19 protein-coding genes are annotated in these 17,795 nt (G+C 66.6%); 10 read left to right on the forward strand and 9 right to left on the reverse strand.

Annotated features, from left to right (window positions below):
- Positions 1-7: 7 nt before the first annotated feature.
- Positions 8-1,075 carry an IS630 family transposase gene (locus tag TSH58p_RS03825; RefSeq protein WP_109070363.1) on the forward strand — a complete coding sequence of 356 codons (1,068 nt, stop codon included), beginning with the start codon at positions 8-10 and terminating at the stop codon, positions 1,073-1,075.
- A gap of 9 nt (positions 1,076-1,084) precedes the next feature.
- Here TSH58p_RS03825 and TSH58p_RS32995 read toward each other — a convergent pair whose 3' ends face one another.
- Both TSH58p_RS32995 and TSH58p_RS03830 read right to left on the reverse strand, forming a co-directional pair.
- A complete protein-coding gene (locus tag TSH58p_RS32995; RefSeq protein WP_146205880.1) occupies positions 1,085-1,852 on the reverse strand; it encodes a hypothetical protein in 768 nt (255 codons plus the stop codon).
- Positions 1,853-2,035: 183 nt separating this feature from the next.
- On the reverse strand, positions 2,036-2,308 hold the full coding sequence (locus TSH58p_RS03830) for a helix-turn-helix domain-containing protein (RefSeq protein ID WP_371732429.1): 273 nt from the start codon (positions 2,306-2,308) through the stop codon (positions 2,036-2,038).
- 117 nt (positions 2,309-2,425) lie between these two features.
- Here TSH58p_RS03830 and TSH58p_RS03835 point away from each other — a divergent pair, with 117 nt between their 5' ends.
- Together TSH58p_RS03835 and TSH58p_RS03840 are read left to right on the forward strand one after the other, a co-directional pair.
- On the forward strand, positions 2,426-3,643 hold the full coding sequence (locus TSH58p_RS03835; RefSeq protein WP_162600028.1) for a hypothetical protein: 1,218 nt from the start codon (positions 2,426-2,428) through the stop codon (positions 3,641-3,643).
- Positions 3,636-4,256, forward strand: a complete 621-nt coding sequence (locus TSH58p_RS03840; RefSeq protein WP_109469132.1) for a hypothetical protein — start codon at positions 3,636-3,638, stop codon at positions 4,254-4,256. The genes TSH58p_RS03835 and TSH58p_RS03840 overlap by 8 nt, the downstream gene beginning before the upstream one ends.
- 52 nt (positions 4,257-4,308) lie before the next feature.
- On the opposite strand, the gene TSH58p_RS03845 is transcribed toward TSH58p_RS03840, so the two are convergent.
- Entirely contained in the window at positions 4,309-4,578 is a 270-nt protein-coding gene (locus TSH58p_RS03845; protein ID WP_109469133.1) for a hypothetical protein, read from the reverse strand.
- Between the two features lie 313 nt (positions 4,579-4,891).
- Positions 4,892-6,670 carry a cation:proton antiporter gene (locus tag TSH58p_RS03850; RefSeq protein ID WP_109071164.1) on the reverse strand — a complete coding sequence of 593 codons (1,779 nt, stop codon included), beginning with the start codon at positions 6,668-6,670 and terminating at the stop codon, positions 4,892-4,894.
- 393 nt (positions 6,671-7,063) lie between these two features.
- Between TSH58p_RS03850 and TSH58p_RS33820 the strand changes: the two genes are divergently transcribed.
- The gene (locus TSH58p_RS33820) at positions 7,064-7,270 is read left to right on the forward strand and encodes a hypothetical protein (RefSeq protein ID WP_247874146.1); all 207 of its coding nucleotides are present in this window, start codon (positions 7,064-7,066) and stop codon (positions 7,268-7,270) included.
- Between the two features lie 49 nt (positions 7,271-7,319).
- Here the strand turns inward: TSH58p_RS33820 and TSH58p_RS03860 are convergent, their stop codons facing one another.
- From TSH58p_RS03860 to TSH58p_RS03880, 5 genes are read right to left on the reverse strand one after another with little or no spacing between them, the layout of a single operon-like run.
- Positions 7,320-7,817: a DUF934 domain-containing protein gene (locus TSH58p_RS03860; RefSeq protein ID WP_109071162.1), complete on the reverse strand. Its 498-nt coding sequence runs from the start codon at positions 7,815-7,817 to the stop codon at positions 7,320-7,322.
- Complete coding sequence (locus TSH58p_RS03865) at positions 7,804-9,492, reverse strand: nitrite/sulfite reductase (RefSeq protein ID WP_038527642.1); 1,689 nt, start codon at positions 9,490-9,492, stop codon at positions 7,804-7,806. The genes TSH58p_RS03860 and TSH58p_RS03865 overlap by 14 nt, the downstream gene beginning before the upstream one ends.
- A 35-nt stretch (positions 9,493-9,527) precedes the next feature.
- Complete coding sequence (locus tag TSH58p_RS03870) at positions 9,528-9,863, reverse strand: DUF2849 domain-containing protein (protein ID WP_247874145.1); 336 nt, start codon at positions 9,861-9,863, stop codon at positions 9,528-9,530.
- Between the two features lie 24 nt (positions 9,864-9,887).
- On the reverse strand, positions 9,888-10,727 hold the full coding sequence (gene cobA / locus TSH58p_RS03875) for a uroporphyrinogen-III C-methyltransferase (protein ID WP_109071161.1): 840 nt from the start codon (positions 10,725-10,727) through the stop codon (positions 9,888-9,890).
- Positions 10,724-11,290: a bifunctional precorrin-2 dehydrogenase/sirohydrochlorin ferrochelatase gene (locus TSH58p_RS03880; protein WP_247874144.1), complete on the reverse strand. Its 567-nt coding sequence runs from the start codon at positions 11,288-11,290 to the stop codon at positions 10,724-10,726. The genes cobA and TSH58p_RS03880 overlap by 4 nt, the downstream gene beginning before the upstream one ends.
- 200 nt (positions 11,291-11,490) lie before the next feature.
- On the opposite strand from TSH58p_RS03880, the gene TSH58p_RS03885 reads away from it, so the two are divergent.
- The 6 genes from TSH58p_RS03885 (at position 11,491) to TSH58p_RS03910 (ending at position 17,736) form a co-directional block, all read left to right on the forward strand.
- Entirely contained in the window at positions 11,491-12,225 is a 735-nt protein-coding gene (locus tag TSH58p_RS03885; protein ID WP_109071160.1) for a phosphoadenylyl-sulfate reductase, read from the forward strand.
- On the forward strand, positions 12,222-13,019 hold the full coding sequence (cysD, locus tag TSH58p_RS03890; RefSeq protein WP_014240756.1) for a sulfate adenylyltransferase subunit CysD: 798 nt from the start codon (positions 12,222-12,224) through the stop codon (positions 13,017-13,019). Before TSH58p_RS03885 ends, cysD begins: the two co-directional genes overlap by 4 nt.
- 18 nt (positions 13,020-13,037) lie before the next feature.
- Entirely contained in the window at positions 13,038-14,912 is a 1,875-nt protein-coding gene (gene cysC, locus TSH58p_RS03895) for an adenylyl-sulfate kinase (protein WP_109071159.1), read from the forward strand.
- Positions 14,913-15,149: 237 nt separating this feature from the next.
- Positions 15,150-16,196 carry an ABC transporter substrate-binding protein gene (locus tag TSH58p_RS03900; RefSeq protein ID WP_109071158.1) on the forward strand — a complete coding sequence of 349 codons (1,047 nt, stop codon included), beginning with the start codon at positions 15,150-15,152 and terminating at the stop codon, positions 16,194-16,196.
- A gap of 5 nt (positions 16,197-16,201) precedes the next feature.
- Positions 16,202-16,966, forward strand: coding sequence for an ABC transporter permease (locus TSH58p_RS03905; protein ID WP_199230173.1), 765 nt, complete (start codon positions 16,202-16,204; stop codon positions 16,964-16,966).
- A complete protein-coding gene (locus TSH58p_RS03910; protein WP_109071157.1) occupies positions 16,954-17,736 on the forward strand; it encodes an ABC transporter ATP-binding protein in 783 nt (260 codons plus the stop codon). The genes TSH58p_RS03905 and TSH58p_RS03910 overlap by 13 nt, the downstream gene beginning before the upstream one ends.
- Positions 17,737-17,795: the final 59 nt, after the last annotated feature.

A 17,795-nucleotide genomic window follows, 5' to 3' on the forward strand; every position in this document is an offset into this window, starting at 1 on the left:
TGCCCAATTGGAGGTTCTCAACATCATCCGTGGAGCGGAGGATCGCGCGCGCTTGGCGGCGATCCTCGGCGACCGGAACCGCCCGCAGAAGCATGTGCAGCGGGCGACCATCATCGCGCTCTCGGCCGAACGGCTGCCCGTCCTGGAGGTCGCCCGGCGCGCGGGTGTGAGCCGCCCGGCGGTGTGGCGATGGCAGGTGCGTTACGCTGAACAAGGCGTGGACGGGCTGTTGCGCGACAAGACGCGCAAACCCGGCAAGGCCCCGCTGCCCACGGCGACCGTCGCCAAGGTTCTGGCCCTGACCTGCTCGGAGCCGCCCGGCGCCGTGACGCACTGGACCGGTCGGGCGATGGCCAAGACGGTCGGCATCAGCCTGCGCGCCGTGCAGCGCATCTGGGAGGCCAATCGCCTCCAGCCGCATCGCCTGCGCACCTTCAAGCGCTCCACCGACCCTGCGTTCGCGACCAAGGTCGAGGACATTGTCGGGCTCTACATGGATCCGCCCTGCCACGCGGTGGTGCTGTCCATCGACGAGAAGAGCCAAATCCAGGCACTCGACCGCACCCAGCCCGGCCTGCCGCTGAAGCCCGGCAAGTGCGGGACGATGACGCACGATTACAAACGCAACGGCACCACCACGCTGTTCGCCGCGCTGAACACGCTGGACGGCACCGTGGTCGGACGCTGCATGCCCAAGCACACCCACAAGGAGTTCATCAGGTTCCTGAATGCTGTCGAGCGCGCCGTCCCGGCCGGCAAGGTGATCCACGCCATCGTCGATAACTACGCCACCCACAAGCACCCCAAGGTGCTGGACTGGCTGGCCGATCATCCGCGCTGGGTCTTCCATTTCACGCCCAAATCGGCCTCGTGGATCAACGCCGTCGAGGGCTTCTTCTCGATCATTACGCGACGGAGCATCCGGCGTGGCGTCTTCAAATCCGTTGCTGATCTCCAGGACGCCATCACCCGCTACATCCGCGCGCACAACAAGGCCGCCAAGCCCTTTGTCTGGACCAAGCCCGCCGAAACCATCTTCGCGAAACTCGACCGACTGCCTGCACCTTCTGAATGAGTCGGTGCACTAGTTGGATGACCTTTTTAACTTGAACGCCCCAAGCAACGCTCTGAAGGGCCTTTTTGCCCCGACAGATTTTGCCTTCTTGAAGTCAATTTCCATCTCTCTCTTAATGGTGGGATGTTCCATAAGCTCTTGTGATAGTTTATCCATATAGTGCTTCAGTGAATGCAGAAGAGATCTATCGATATCTGGTGGATGATTACCTGTAATATTATGCATGTAGCTGAAGCTGTGGTCAATAAATGAAAGCGAAACTTTTTCTATATCTGTAATTTGTTTTTTCGTTATAAAATTGCGATAAGCATTGATGTCAGTTATGCAAATATCAACGTCATGAATTGCGGAAGAAATATCGCTGCCAAGTAGTGCGTGAAGCTCCCAATTTGCTGAATGGAAATGGCTTCCGTCAAACTTTTGTGTCATGAAATTTGCATCATTGTCAGGTAATTTCTTACCATTCATCTTTAATTTGTGAAAGTGGATTTGTTGTTCGAGGTGATGAAGAGATTTGTTAACAATCATAGCTGTTCTGCGTGCATATGCATCAACGCGATTTTGATGGTTTCTCCTTTCGAAGTTAAATTGTTTCGATGCGCTTACGTAAGCAACTGCTGCGGCTAGTATTGCAAACAATCCAGCAATAATTGTTGCATACCCCTGAAAATTACCAGCTGAAATTGCAGCGTCTGCTTGAATATAAGCACTTCTCAGACTGTTTTCGAATTCTGAAGTGAAGGGAAATTCTATATTGGCTTTTGGTGTTGATTCCATCACGTAATATCCTTGCTGCCGATGTATCTTAATTGTGCTTCCGGCCCTCTCTTTCCCTGACGGGGCCTTCCGGCATGAACTCGACTCAGTAGCCTGCGGGGCGGTCCATCACCCCTTCGGCAGATAGCCCCGCCGCCCAATCACACCTTCAGCACCCGCTCGACCAGCGACGACAGTGACCAGTTATCGCCCATCGCTGCCCTTCCTCAGCCGTACTCCCGCCCCCCCGCCATTCTCCGGGATGAACTCGACGCCAGCCGCTTCCATAGCCGTGCGGATAGCGGTGAGGGTGCGCGGCTGAGGTGCTGTATCCCCTTTCTCAAACCGGACAAGGGATCGCTTCGCAACCTCTCCGTTGGTTGCTTCGGCAAGCTCATCTTGACTCCAGTTCAAGAGTCCCCTGGCCGCACGGCATTGGGCTGGTGTTATCGACATGGCACTTTTAGTGACATTCATTGTTGACCGATGCCGTATGATATGGCACTTTTAGTGACATAGCAAGCGCGGCCGAACCGGGTGTTGGGAGCATCCGGCCCGGCCTGACCACAATCGAGCTAACTGGAGCTACGGATCATGGCTGATTCCGAGAATACCACACCCTTGCCCGGCGCCAGCCGCCGGAAATCGGCTGGCACCCTGGTGCCGACCAAGCCTGCCGACCTGCCGCCGCTGTCGCCCGACCAACTGAACGACCAAGACGGGGAGCCGCGCGTCTCGGACGTGATCCTGGCTGAGCGGCTGGGATTCGGCCAGCCGCGCGACATTCGGAAGCTGATCGAGCGGAACCGTGCCGAGCTGGAGACCTATGGGGAGATTTGCGCCACCGTGGCGCAAAACACCGATCCCATGGGCCGAGGCCGCCCCGGCAAAGCCTACTACCTGAACGAAGGCCAAGCGCTGGTCATCTGCGCCCTGTCCCGCACCCCGCAAGCCGCCCTGGTGCGCCGGCAGATCATCGAGGTGTTCTTGGCTTACAGGCGGGGCGTGCTGCCCGTGGCCGAGGAACAGCAACAGACCATCGCCCACCTCGCCGCGGAGCTGGCCGACCTGCGCCAGCGCGTCGCCCTGATCGGCGCGGCCCCGCACATCCGGGCGATCTTCAAGGGCGGCTACCTGCCGGGGTCCACCGCCCTGACGGTGCAGGACATCAGCATGGAATGGGACGAGCCGCGCATCTCCGACCAGCGGCTTGCGGTCCAGCTCGGGTTGCCGGACATGCACACCGTGCGCAAGCTGATCCGTTCCCACCGGAGCCTGTTGGCTGGCCTGGGCCGGATTGTGAACGTCCCGCAGGCGAAGGAGACGGTAGGGAAGGGGGATGCACCGGGCGTCTTCTGGCTGACCGAGTTGCAGTCCCTGGCCGTCTGCGGGCTGGTGAGCGGCAATGTCGCCACCGTGACCCGAACCCGGCTGATCAAGGTGTTCGCCGAGTTCCGCCGCGGGCAGGAGGAGCTTGCGGCAGCCGGCGGCATCCGGGAGGTGCGGAACAACGCCGAGATGGTGGTGATGCTGGATGAGCGGGTGGCGGCCCTGGAGGCGAACGCCCGCACCGAGACCCGCAAGGAGGTGCGGCGCCAGCGCCGGCGGGATGCTGACGAGGCGCTTACAGAGGATGGGGACTTGCTCTATGGCGGCCCGCGCATCGCGGCCTATCTGGGCGTTCCGCCGAAGTCCGTCGATCATCTGATCCGCGCCGCCAAGCTGCCCTACTTCCGCATGGCCGGGCGGGTGTGTTCCCGTAAGACCCTCCTGGGCGCGTGGCTGGACGGAAAGGCGGTGGCCCATGCTTGAGCCCTTATCCCGCCGCTCCATCCTGGCCGGCGCGTCGGCGGTGGCCCTGGCCGGCCCGGTGTCGGCCGATGCCGTGGATCCATTTAGCGCCGCTATCGCCTATGCTGAGACCGATGGGCGCAAGGCCCTGGGGCTGCCGCCGGCTGGCGAGCCGCACCCCGACGCCGAACTGCTGCGGCTGTGCCTGGATTGGCTGGATAGCTGGGCGGAATCGGACCGCCTCAACCTTGAGGCCCGATCCCTGGCTGATCGGCTCGGGCTGAGGGGCGGAATCAACCATCCTGATTTCTGCGCCCTGGACGATCTTGCTGAAGCTGAGGGGCGGCGAGGCGGAGAGCTTCTTGATCGGCTGTGCCCCATAGCGGCGCTGACGCTGGATGGGCTGTTCGCCAAAGCCGTCATTGGGATGCGCGACGAGTGGTTGACCGACCCATCGGCCAGCTCTCGCCTTTCTTCCAACATCCTGAGTGACCTGCACCGCCTCGTCGCGCCGGGCGCCGGTCAACAGGTGCAGCGCATCTTGAATCACCCGGTGACGGTCGCTGCGCTTGCCGAGGTGTTCGGCGAAGGCGCGCCCATGGCCGGGACTGCATGCGGGAGGGCCGCCGCATGAGCCTCGACGGGAATCGCGCCGAGATCATCGGCTACGCCGAAATGCCTTGGGCTTACGGCTTCGTGAACCACGCATACACCACCGGGGCGTCGGCGGGGCCGTCTTCTCCCCCGATCGCGAACAGGCGGCCGCTGTAGAACTCCACAGCCGATGGCCCGCGCAGCTTGCACGCCGTATCGGGCAAAACGAATCGGCCATCACGAAGCAAGCACCAGGAAGCGGCCCCGTCGCCCTGCGTCCGAACCAGCCGCTCCAACGGGTCGGCCAACAGGATGTTCAGCACCTGGATGGGGTTGGACAGGGCTGGAGCCGTCGTCTCCAAGCGATCTTCCACACGGCCATCCTGTGTGGAAATCCGTGTGGAACTCGGGGTCAAAATGTGTGGAAAACTGGCCTGATTCGGGTTTTGAAAATCCAATGATTTCAATACCTTTAGATATCCTGCCCCATCCTGGGGGTCTGGGGGTCGCAGGTTCAAATCCTGTCGCTCCGACCAATGTTCTGGAAGATGAAAAGGCCTTGGAGCTGATCGGCTCCAAGGCCTTTTCTTTTGCTGTTCTCCAAAGGCCGGTTTGCGGAAGCCGCCGGGCCTCTGCCGGAGAGGCTGGCGGTGTTCCGTTTCAATGCGCGTCCGCTCAGGCGGCGCTTTCCGATGCGGCCACGGCCTCGTCGGTGGCCGCGTCCTGCTGGTTCATCTTGCGCCGCTGCGCGGCCATGTCGATCAGGGCCGTGCGCAACGCCGGATGGCGGGCGGTGAACTGGTTGAAGTCGCGCCGCTCCAGCACCTGAAGCTGGCAGTAGTCGACCGCGGCAACGTCGGCGTTGCGCCGCTGGCCGCTCAGCAGGGCCATCTCGCCGAACATCGTGCCGGCGCCCAGGCGGATGGTCTGGCCCTCCATGAGCACCTCCACGGCGCCGGAGGAGATGAAGTACATGGCGTTGGCGCGGTCGCCCTTGCGGATGATGCGTTCGCCGGGAACCGCCGACTTGGGCCGGAACAGCATCATCAGCCGCTCCTGCTCGTGCGCGTCCAGCAGCGACAGCACGGGGAAGGTCTTGGCCAGCGCCTGGATTTGCAGATCGTGCTCCTTCTCGCGCTCCTCCGCCTGATGGCGGGCGTCGGCGAGGCTGCTCTGGAGCTGCTCGAACTGCTCCCAGCCATAGGGCGGCACGCCCGCCGGCCGCTTGGCCTGAAGATGCTTGCGCAGCGCGGCGACGCCCGCGAAGACCGCCGGGTTCAGCGTGATCGACAGCAGCGCGCCGGCCAGCACGAGATCGCGCCCTTCCTCCGGCAGCAGGCCGAGCGACAGGCCCAGCCCGACGAGGATGAAGGAGAACTCGCCGATTTGCGCGAGGCTGGCCGAGACCGCCAGACCCATGCCCACCGGGAAGCGCAGCAGGATCACGATGCCGAAGGCGATCAGCGACTTGCCCACGACGATCAGGGCCACCACGGCGATGACCGCCAGCGGATCGCGGATCAGGATCGACGGGTCGAACAGCATGCCCACCGAGACGAAGAACAGAACGGCGAAGGCGTCCTGCAACGGCATCGAATCGGTGGCCGCCTTGTGGCTGAAGCGCGACTCGTTCAGCACAACGCCGGCGAAGAAGGCGCCCAGCGCGAAGGACACGCCGAACAGCACCGCCGAGCCGTAGGCGACGCCGAGCGCGATGGCGAGAACGGACAGGGTGAACAGCTCGCGCGAGCCGGTGCGCGCCACGTTGGTCAGGATCACCGGGACGACGCGCGGGCCGAGCACGATCGCCAGGACGGAGAAGGCCGCCACCTTGCCCAGCGTCAGAGCCAGCGTCAGCCAGATCGGCCCGTCCGAGCCGGCGCCATGATCCCCGGCGGCGCCCCCCGCGGCGCCGGGTGCGTGGCCGCCCAGCACCTCCGCCAGGGCCGGCAGCAGGACGAGCGCCAGGACCATCGCGAGGTCCTCGACGATCAGCCAGCCGACCGCCACGCGGCCCTCGGCGGTGTTCAGCATGTCGCGCTCTTCCAGGGCCTTCAGCAGCACGACCGTGCTCGCCACCGACAGGCTGAGGCCGAGCACGAGACCGGCGCCGAGGCTCCAGCCCCACAGCCACGCCAGCCCGACGCCCAGCGCGGTGGCGAGGCCGATCTGGCCGACCGCGCCGGGAATGGCAATCTTCCGGACCGCCAGAAGGTCCGAGGGTGAGAAATGCAGACCGACGCCGAACATCAGGAGAATGACGCCGATCTCGGCCAACTGGGCGGCCAAACCGCCGTCGGCGACGAAACCCGGCGTGAAGGGGCCGACGATGATGCCGGCGACCAGATAACCGACGAGGGGAGGCAAACGGATGCGGTCGGCGATGTATCCGAAGATGAAGGCCAACCCAAATGCGATGGCGATGGTCGATATAAGCGGAACGTCATGAGGCATGCGAGAATCCTGGCTGCATCGGCGCGATGCCGCATAGTACGGATTTTGCTGGCGCTTGTGGGCGGTGTTGTCGGGATTTTTTCCAGTCTCCGCTCGCTTTTTCGGGAACTGAAACGCGATTTGCGCGAATTCCCCTCAATTGCCCAATGATTCGGCGAAGGCGGGAAAACGCGGTGTGACCTTGCTGGCCCGTCGTCATCAAGGGGTGGATAAGCGGGGCGGGGCCGCTATGCTTCGCCGGCCGACGGTGAGGTGAGAAGCATGGCGAGCAAAAGACGCAAGGCATCCAGGAAGGCGGGCCGGGGTCGTCCGGGGACGGGGCGCCCGCTGGCGGGCGACTCGATGGTTCTGGAAGGGAGGGCGGCGCGGCCGCCGGTCCGGACGGCTCCCGCGATGCGTGGCCGGAGCGCGTCGAAACGCGCCCTGTCCCTGGACGGCGATTCGGGGGCTTTCCTCGGACCCGAGCAGCAGTATCTGCTGAAAAAGCGCCAGGAGGTCGAGCGGCGCGAGGCCCGGTTGCGGCGATCCGTGGCCGGAGTCGTGGTGGTGGTCGCCGTCGCGGTTGCGGCGGGCCTGTTCTGGTTGTTCCGCGGAATGTGAGCCGCAAGGCGCCCGCTCCCATGACTTTGGGACGCGGGCGCCACGCGTGTCAGGACCCCAGGCGGCGGCGCAGGAGCGACAGCGGCTGCGGGTCGTCCAGCGACGGCTGGAAGGCGACGGTGATCTCCGTCAGTGCGTGCGCCCAGCTCTCCGGGTTGGTGGTCTCCGGCGCCTCGGCGGAGGTGAAGCCGGTGCGCAGGAGGAAGCGGTACTGGTCGGGGATGACGTGCCCGACCGCCCGGATCTCCCCCTCATAGCCATAGCGCTCCCGCAGCTCGCGCGCGGTGGAGAAACCGCGGCCGTCGCGGAACTTCGGGAACTCGATCGCCACCAGGGCGAAGCGGTCCAGGTCCGGTGCGATGGCCGGGGCCAGGGTCCCGCTCTTGACCCGGACGCCGAGCGCCGCGTTGCGGCCGTCGAAGCTCGCGCGCTCCGCCTGCCAGCGTTCGAAGGTGACGATGGCGGGGCGGTCGGTGGGAACCGGCTCGCCGTCCGCGACCGCGACCCACGCGTCCTCGACGATGCGGCCGTCCTTAATGAGCGGCATAGACTCTCTCCTTGAACGGGCCGTGGCCGACGCGCTTCAGCGTGTCGATGAAGCGTTCCCCGTCGTGCCGGTTGGACAGATAGACCTCGACGATGGCCTCGATGGCGTCCACCGTCTCGTCGGCGGTCACCGCCGGGCCGAGGATGTCGCCGATCGCCGTGGTCAGGGTCGGGTCGCCGCCGACGGTGATCTGGTAGAACTCCTCGCCCTTCTTATCCACGCCGAGGATGCCGATGGCGCCGACATGGTGGTGGCCGCAGGCGTTGATGCAGCCGCTGATCTTGATCCCCAGCTCGCCGATGGTCTGCTGCCGCGCCGGATCGGCGAAGCGGGCCGAGATGGCCTGGGCCAGCGGGATCGAGCGGGCGTTGGCCAGCGCGCAGTAGTCGAGGCCGGGGCAGGCGATGATGTCGCCGATCAGCCCGGCGTTCGGCGTGCCCAGCCCGTTGGCCTCCAGCGCCGTCCACAGGGTGAACAGTTCATCTTGCCGGACATGGGCCAGCACGAGGTTCTGGGCGTGGCTGACGCGCAGTTCGCCGAAGCTGTGCGCGTCGGCCAGATCGGCGATCAGCTCCATCTGTTCCGACGTGGCGTCGCCGGGGATGCCGCCGGCGGGCTTCAGCGAGATGGTGGCGGCGGCGTAGCCGGGAACCTTGTGGGCCAGCACGTTGACCGCCACCCAGCGGGCGAAGTCCGGGTTCGCGGCCTTGGCGGCCTGGAAGGACTCCGGCTCGTCGGTCAGCGTCTCATAGGCCGGGCCGCCGAAGCGGCGGCGGATCTCGTCGACGACCTCCGGCGCGAGGCGGTATTTCGGGCCGCGCAGGCGGGCGAACTCCTCCTCCACCTCCTGGGTGAATTTCTCCTGGCCCAGCTCGTGGACGAGGATCTTGATGCGCGCCTTGTAGATGTTGTCGCGGCGGCCGTACTGGTTGTAGACGCGCAGGATGGCTTCGAGATAGGCGACGAAGTCCTCCTCCGGCACCCAGTCGCGGATCAGCTTGCCGATGAAGGGCGACCGGCCGAGGCCGCCGCCGACGTAGAAGGTGAAGCCGACCTCGCCCCGCTCGTTGCGCTTGGCGAAGACGCCCACGTCATGGACGCGGATGGCCGCGCGGTCGGCGTCCGATCCCATGATGGCGATCTTGAACTTGCGCGGCAGAAAGGTGAATTCGGGGTGCAGGGTCGTCCACTGCCGCAGGATCTCGGCGTAGACGCGCCCGTCCACCACCTCGTCCCGCGCGGCACCCACGAACTGGTCGGTGGTCACGTTGCGCACGCAGTTGCCGCTGGTCTGCAGCGCGTGCATGTCCACCTCGGCCAGTTCGTGCAGGATGGCCGGGGTGTCCTCCAGCTTGATCCAGTTGAACTGGAGATTCTGGCGGGTGGTGAAGTGGCCGTAGCCCTTGTCGTACTTGCGCCCGATCTCGGCCAGCTTGCGGAGCTGCCGCGCGGTCAGGACGCCGTAGGGAACGGCGATGCGCAGCATGTAGGCGTGGAGCTGGAGGTAGAGGCCGTTCATCAGCCGCAGCGGCTTGAACTCGTCCTCCGTCAGCTCGCCGGACAGGCGGCGTTCGACCTGGGCGCGGAATTGCTCCACGCGCTCCGCGACGAAGCGGCGGTCGATGTCGTCGTAGCTGTAGACCCCGGCGTTGCGGCCGGGCGCGATGTGGTTCATGGAACTCGCCCTTGTCAGAATTGTGGCCGCCCGGTTCAGGCCGCAGCCTGCTTGCCGAGATCGATACGGACGGTGGGGCCGAGCGCCCGGATGCGCTCCCGCGTCTTGACCGGCACCCGCCGCCCGTCCGTGACGCGCAGGTCGAAGGCGTAGACGTCCACGGCGAACCGCTCGCCCTCGGCCTGGGCCTTGGCGGCGGCCAGAGCCGTTTCGGCCGCGTCCGCGTCCTCGAACAGGGCGGCCTCGTCCAGACGCTCCACCCAGCCGAGGTCGGGGCCGGGGGCGAGGAAGATCACCTCGCCGTCGCGCAGGCGGTTGGCGGTGATGGTCTTCAGCACCGCTTCGTTCTTGGACTTATCGTTCAACGCCATGCCTTCAACTCCTAACACGAACGCTTACGCCGACACGGCGATGGAAAACGGATGCTGGCCGGTGGTCTGCTGCCACGCGCCGATCAGGGCGCGCAGCCGCACGACCTCGCCGACCACGACGATCGCGGGGCGTTTGGCCTGTAGCCGCACGACGTCCCGCGCGCAATGGGCAAGATTGGTCTCGATGACGCTCTGCGCCTCGGTGCTGGCGCTCGACACGATGGCGACCGGGGTCATCGGCGGCTTGCCGGCCGCTTCGAGCCGCTCGGCGATGGTCCCGATGGTGCCCAGCGCCATGTAGAACACCAGAGCGCCGGGCATGCGCGCCAGGACGTCCCAGTCCAGGTCGGCGGGCAGGCCGCCGGCCTTGTCGTGGCCGGTGACGAAGGTCGCCGTGGTGCCGAAGCCGCGGTGGGTCACCGGGATGCCGGCGTAGGCCAGCCCGCCGATCCCCGCGGTCACGCCCGGCACCACGCGGAAGGGAATCTCCGCCTCGGCCAGCGCCAGGCACTCCTCGCCGCCGCGCCCGAAGACGAAGGGGTCGCCGCCCTTCAGCCGCAGCACCCGCCGGCCTTCGCGCGCCAATTCCACCAGCCGCGCGTTGATCGCCTCCTGCTTGGGGGAGGGGTGGCCGGCGCGCTTGCCCATGTCCACCAGAAGGGCGTCGGGGTTGGCGGCCTCCAGGATGCCGCCGCCGACCAGCGCGTCGTGGACGATGGCGTCGGCCTCGCCCAGCGCCTTGGCGGCCAGCAGGGTCAGCAGGCCCGGATCGCCGGGACCGGCCCCGGCCAGCCAGACGCTGCCCGGCTCGAAGGCGGGCAGGCGGGACAGAAGAGTGCGGGACAGAAGAGACGATGCGATCATGGCAGCCATCCTTTGGCGGCGATCAGGTCCCGGCAGGCGCGCAGCACCTCGGGTCCCCTGGCGCCCGCGGCGCGCAGGCGGTCGCGGAGCGTGGCGAGTTCCGCCAGCCGGTCCGCCCAGACGGCGGGAAACAGCGTCTCCAGCCGTTCGCGGAGCACCTGGGCGAGCGCCGGGCTCCTGCCACCGGTGGAGACGGTCATCAGAAGGTCGCCGCGGCGTATCACAGACGGCGCGTGGAAATCACAGAGCGGAATCACATCCTCGACATTCACCAGGACGTTCCGCGACCGCGCCTGACCGGCCAGGGATTCCGCAGCGGGGTCGTCGATGCCGACCACGAACAGCACCTGCACGCCATCCAGATCTGCGGGCGACGGCAGGGCGCGGCGCAGGTCCGCGCCCGCAAGGGCGATCAATTCCGCATCCGGTTCCGGTGAATAGACCGCCGGTGCCGCACCGCCTTCCAGCAACTGCGCAAGACGGCGCTTCGCCAGCGGCCCCTGGCCGACCAGCGCGATCCGCACATGCGTCGGGTCGAGAGCGACCGGGATCACCGCCGCCACCCGGAATGCACACCGAAGCTATCGTGAAAAGACATCATGGGCGCATTTAAGCGCGATGGCGGGGTGCAATCAACAGATTTCACAAACTCGCTTAAACCTATAATACATGTAGACAATGTATATGCATTGCAACGCCGTGAAACTGGTGTTAATGTGCAATTCAGAACAAATACTCCACTTCGTGGATAGGCAATTAGGTCATGCTTGATGGACTTGCCCAGGCTGTGAAACGCGACCGCGTGGCCGATCTGACCGAACGTTACGGGCGGCTGGACGGGGCGGTGCTTCTGAACGCTCTCCTGCGGGATGAATTCGACGGCCGCGTCGCTGTTGTTTCGTCCTTCGGAACGGAATCGGCGGTGCTGCTCGCCTTGGCGGCGGAGGCCGACCCGTCCTTCCCGGTGCTCTTCGTCGACACGGGGAAGTTGTTCGGGGAGACGCTGCACTACCGCGACAAGCTGGTGTCCGCGCTCGGCCTGACCGGCGTGCGCACGATCGGCCCGGCCGATGCGGATCTGGCGGCGGAGGACCCCGACGGGCTGCTGTTCACCCGCTCGCACGACGCCTGTTGCCATCTGCGCAAGACGGTGCCGCTGGACCGCGCGCTGGAGGGGTTCGACGCCTGGGTGACCGGGCGCAAGCGGTTCCAGGCGTCCACGCGCGCCGCCCTTCCGCTGTTCGAGGCGGAGGAGGGCACGGGCCGCATCAAGATCAACCCGCTCGCCCATTGGGACCGCGAGCGGATCGAGCAGGAATTCACCCGGCGCAACCTGCCGCGCCACCCGCTTGAGGCCGACGGCTTCCTGTCCATCGGCTGTTTCACCTGCACCGAGCGTGTCGCTCCCGGTGCGGACCCGCGGTCGGGCCGCTGGGCCGGAACCGCCAAGACCGAATGCGGCATTCACACCTTCAAGAAGACCGGAACCGCACAATGACCGCCGATCTCGATTACCTTGAGAGCCAGAGCATCTACATCCTCCGCGAGGCCTACAACCGCATCGACAAGCTGGCTCTGCTGTGGTCGATCGGAAAGGACAGCAACGTCCTGCTCTGGCTCTGCCGCAAGGCGTTCTTCGGGCGCGTTCCGTTCCCGGTCGTCCAGCTCGACACCGCGATGGAGCTTCAGGAGGTCTACGACTTCCGCGACCGCATCGCCGGTGAGTGGGACCTCGACCTGCGGGTGGAGCAGTGCCCGCCGGAAGCGGACATGGACCAGACCCTGCCGCCGCTGACCCGCGCCGCCGCCCGCAAGACGGAGGGGCTGAAGAACCTGCTCCGCACCGGCAAGTACCAGGGTATCATGGTCGGCATCCGCCGCGACGAGCAGGCGACCCGCGCCAAGGAGCGCGTCTTCTCGCCGCGTTCGCTGGAAGGCGACTGGGACGTGAAGGACCAGCCGGCGGAGTTCTGGGACCATTACAAGACCCGGTTCGACGAAGGCACCCACGTCCGCATCCACCCGCTGCTGCATTGGACCGAACTGGACATCTGGCGCTATTCCAAGCGAGAGGGGATTCCCATCGTCCCGCTGTACTTCGCCAAGGACGGCAAGCGTTACCGCTCGCTGGGCGAGAAGAACATCACCTTCCCGGTGGACAGCACCGCCGGCACCATCGACGAGATCATCGCCGAACTGGTCGTGACCCGCATTCCGGAGCGCGCCGGCCGCGCCATGGACAACGAGGCCGAGGACAGCTTCGAGCGCCTGCGCAGCTCGGGCTACATGTAAGAAGCGGGGATTGGGACCATGGACATCCGGAACGAATTGAACGGCCAGCTCCGCATCGTCATCGTCGGCCATGTCGACCATGGCAAGTCGACTCTGATCGGGCGCCTGCTGAACGACACCGGCAGCCTGCCCGACGGCAAGGTGGAGCAGGTCCACGAGATGAGCCGCAAGCGCGGCATGCCCTTCGAGTGGGCCTTCGTGATGGACGCGCTCCAGGCCGAGCGCGACCAGGGCATCACCATCGACACCACGCAGATCCACTTCAAGACGGAGCAGCGGCCCTACGTCATCATCGACGCGCCGGGCCACACCGAGTTCCTGAAGAACATGGTGACCGGCGCCTCGCAGGCCGACGCCGCCCTGCTGGTGATCGACGCCGCCGAGGGCGCGCTGGAGCAGTCGCGCCGCCACGCCTTCCTGCTGCATCTGCTGGGCGTGCGCCAGGTGGCGGTCGCCGTCAACAAGATGGACCGCGTCGACTTCGACCAGTACCGGTTCGAGGCGGTGTCGCAGGAGATCCGCGCCTATCTGGCGGAACTCGGCCTGCACACCTCCACGGTGATCCCGATCGCGGCGCGCCACGGCGACAACATCGTCACCCGCTCCGACAAGGCGCCGTGGTACGACGGCCCGACCGTGGTGGAGGCGCTGGACGCCTTCCGCCCGCAGCAGGCCCCGACCGAGCTGCCGCTGCGCTTCCCGCTCCAGGACGTCTACAAGCCCGACGACCGCCGCATCCTGGCGGGCCGGATCGAGAGCGGGCGCCTGCGCGTCGGCGACACGCTGCGCTTCTCGCCGACCGGCGCCACCGCCACGGTGGTCAGCATCGAGGGGTGGAACCACAGCCAGCCCATCGTCGCCGCCCAGGCCGGGCAGAGCATCGGCATCACGCTCGACAAGCGCATCTTCGCCGAGCGCGGCCATGTCGCGCACCATGAAGAGGGTGCGCCGCATGTCACCCACCGGCTGGGCGTGCGGGCCTTCTGGCTGACTTCGGAGCCGCTGACGGTCGGCAAGACCTACACGCTGAAGATCACGACGGGCGAGCACCGCGTGACGGTGGAGAGCATCACCGCCGTCATCGACATCGAGGACCTGTCGAGCACCCCGGCCAAGGCCGTCCACCGCAACGAGGTGGCCGAGGTCGTCCTGCGCTCCCGCTCGCCGATCGCCGTCGACCTCGCCTCGGCGCTGTCGCGGACCGGGCGCGGCGTGCTGATCGACGGCCACGACGTGGTCGGCGGCTGCATCGTCGTCGAGGTGGACGAGGGTCCCGCCGCTTCGGCCAACACCACCGAGGTGTCGCACGCCGTCACGGCGGACGAGCGGAACGCCGCCAACGGCCACAAGGGTGGCGTGTTGTGGCTGACCGGCCTGTCCGGGGCCGGCAAATCCACGCTGGCCATGGCGCTGGAGCGCGCCCTGTTCGACCGCGGCTGGCAGGTCTTCGTGCTGGACGGCGACAACGTCCGCAACGGGCTGAACGCCGGGCTGGGCTTCTCGGCGGAGGACCGGGCGGAGAACATCCGCCGCGTCGCCGAGACCGCCAAGCTGTTCGCGGACGCGGGCGTTCTGGTCATCGCCTCGCTGATCTCGCCGCTCCAGGCCGACCGGGCGCGGGCGCGCGCCATCGGCGGCGAGCGCTTCCACGAGGTGTATGTGGCCGCCGATCTCGCCACCTGCGAATCGCGCGATCCCAAGGGCCTGTACCGCCGGGCGCGCGCCGGGGAGATCCCGGACTTCACCGGCATCTCCGCCCCGTACGAGGCGCCGGAGTCGGCGGAACTGACCATCGACACCGGCACGGTCACCCCGGTGGAGGCGCTGGGTGAACTGCTCGACTATGTGGACGGCGCGTTCGGCCGGAACGCCCTGAAGCGCGGCCGGGTGTGATGCCCCTCCCTTTCCCCTTTCCCGCACCGGGAGAGGGGAAAGGGGATGCTCTTGTGATTGGAAGGCCCCATGTCCCGGCCCGGGAATGGGGCCTTTTCCTATGGGAGAATGAGTGCATATAAGAACTTCATAATCATGTGAAATAACTCATTACCTCACGGAGGTTTGTGCAATTCGCTCTTCCTTCCGATAGGAGATGTGCTAAATAGGCGGGCAATTTCCTGCGAGGATGGAACCATGACTGCCCTGACCCGACGCTCCGCGATGCTGGCTGTGGCCGCCGTCGCATCCCTGACCGCCGCGTCCCTGACCGCCCTGACTCCCGGCGCGGCCCGCGCCGCCGATCCGGTGAAGCTGGAGGTCGGCTACATCCCCATCCTCGCCGCTGCTCCGCTGTTCATCCTGGAAGGGGAAGGCTGGGCGCGCGAGGCGGGCATCGACCTGAAGCTGACCAAGTTCGAATCCGGCCCGCACGCCATCCAGGCGATGGCCGCCGGCAAGATCGACCTGCTCTACGCCGGCGTCGCCCCGGTCCTGGTCGCCCGTTCCAAGGGCGCGGACGTGTCGGTCATCGCCAACTCGGCGGTTGAGGAGATGGTCGTCGCCAGCCGCGGCGAGTTCGCCAAGGCGTTGGGCGGCAAGGCCACCGCGGAGTCCATCGCGAAGTTCGTCGCCGACAGCGGCCGCAAGGTGAAGATCGGCACGCAGCCGCCGGGCTCGGTCCCGGACACGGTGCTGCGCCACTGGCTGTTCAAGGTGCTGAAGGCCGACCCGGCCAACCTGGAGATCATCTCCATGGGCATCGAGAAGACCCAGCAGGCGCTGCTGGCCGGCGCGCTCGACGCCGCGACGATCCGTGAGCCGACGGTGACCGTGACCCAGAAGGTCGACCCGAACGTCGGTCTGCTCGCCACCGGCGCGGAGATGTTCCCGAACCAGCCCGGCACCGTCATCGCGGTCCGCGGCCCGGTCGCCAAGGAGCATGGCGAGGCGCTGACCCGCCTTCTCAAGGCGCACATCCGCGCCGTCGATCTGATCGCCAAGGACCCGGCCCGCTCCGCCAAGGTCGCCAACGAGTATCTCGGCAAGGGCCTGATGGAGCCGGCCACGCTGGAGGCCGCCTTCCGCTCGCCGGGCTCCAAGTTCCTTGCCGACCCGCACGGCGTGGTCCCGGCGGTCGAGCAGATGATGGCCTACGCCAAGGAGATCGGCTCCGCCGAGGGCACCATTCCGGTGGCGGAGGCGTTCGACTTCCGCTTCTACGACGCGGCCGCCGCGAAGTAAGCGCGATGCGTCAGCCGCTGAAGCTCCACAGCTCCATCGCCCTGTCGGCGCTCGGCGTCGGCGCTTTCCTGCTCGCCTGGGAAACGCTGGCGCGTAGCGGTGTCGTGCCCGCCGGGCTGCTGCCGTCGCCCAGCGCGGTGCCCGGCGCCTTTCTGTCCGAATTCCGGGCCGGAACCTGGCAGGCGATGGTTCTCGCCAGCCTGTCGCACTACCTGTCGGGGCTGGCGCTCGGCACCGTCCTCGGCATCACCTTCGGCACGGCGGCAGCGACCTGGGGCATCTGGGACGCCTTCCAGGCCTGGGTGGTGCGCATGCTGCGCCCCATTCCGTCCATCGCCTGGATTCCCTTCGCCATCATCTGGTTCGGCGTCAGCAAATCGGCGGCGACCTTCCTGATCGCCCTGACGGTCTTCTGGATCAACTATTACGCCACCTACAGCGCGGTGCGCGGGGTCGACAAGGACCTGATCGAACTCGGCCACGCCTTCGGGCAGGGCGGGCTGATCCCGCGCCTGTTCAAGATCGTCCTGCCCGGCGCGCTGCCGGGCATCCTGTCCGGCGTGCGCGCCGGGCTGGGGCAGGGCTGGATGACCGTGGTGGCGGCGGAGTTGTTCGGCATCTCCGGCCTGGGCGCGCGCATGTCCGACGCCTCCGGCCTGCTCGCCACGCACATCGTCGTGCTCTACATGGTCACCATCGCCGCGCTCTACGGCGTGTGCGACTTCCTGTTCATGCAGGTTCAGCAGCGGGTGCTGGCATGGCAAAAGTGAACGGCGCAAAAGTGAACGGCGCAAACGTGAACGACTCTGCCGTGATCGATCTGAAGGGCGTCGCCATCGGCTACGGCGCCGAGGCGCCGCCGGTCCTGGTGGACGTCGATCTGTCCATCGGGCGCGGCAGCTTCGTCGCCATCGTCGGGCCGTCCGGCGTCGGCAAGTCCACGCTGCTGCGCGTCGTCGCCGGGCTGCACACGGCGCGCGCCGGTGCCGTGACCATCCACGAGACGAAGAAGCCGGGCCACCGTCCGGTCAGCCTCGTCTTCCAGGACGCCCGCCTGCTGCCCTGGCGGCGCGTCGCCAAGAACGTCCGCTTCGGCCTGGAGGGCCTGCCGATCTCCACCGCCGAGCGGGAGGAGCGGGTGGCCGCCGCGCTGCGCCTCGTCCGGCTGGACGATTACGGGCGGCGTTGGCCCTACGAGCTGTCGGGCGGCCAGCGCCAGCGCGTCGGCATCGCCCGCGCCCTGGCCGTCGATCCCGACATCCTGCTGATGGACGAGCCGTTCGGCGCGCTCGACGCCATCACCCGGCACGGGCTCCAGGACGAATTGCTGCGCATCCACCGCGAGACGGGCAAGACCGTGCTGTTCGTCACGCACGATCTGGAGGAGGCGGTGCATCTCGCCGACCGGATCATCGTGCTGGGCGGCAGCCCGGCGCGCATCGTGCAGGACGTGCGCAACGAGCCGGGCCGCGACAGCGGCGGCTTCCGCGAGCAGGTGGAGCAGCTGCGGTCGGGAATCGCGGACAATTACAGCATTTGAGGGTGTCGGAGTGGTCGTGTTGGGCCCCCCACCCAAACCCTCCCCCGCTTTGCAGGGGA

This window comes from Azospirillum sp. TSH58, assembly GCF_003119115.1.
GTDB lineage: Bacteria > Pseudomonadota > Alphaproteobacteria > Azospirillales > Azospirillaceae > Azospirillum.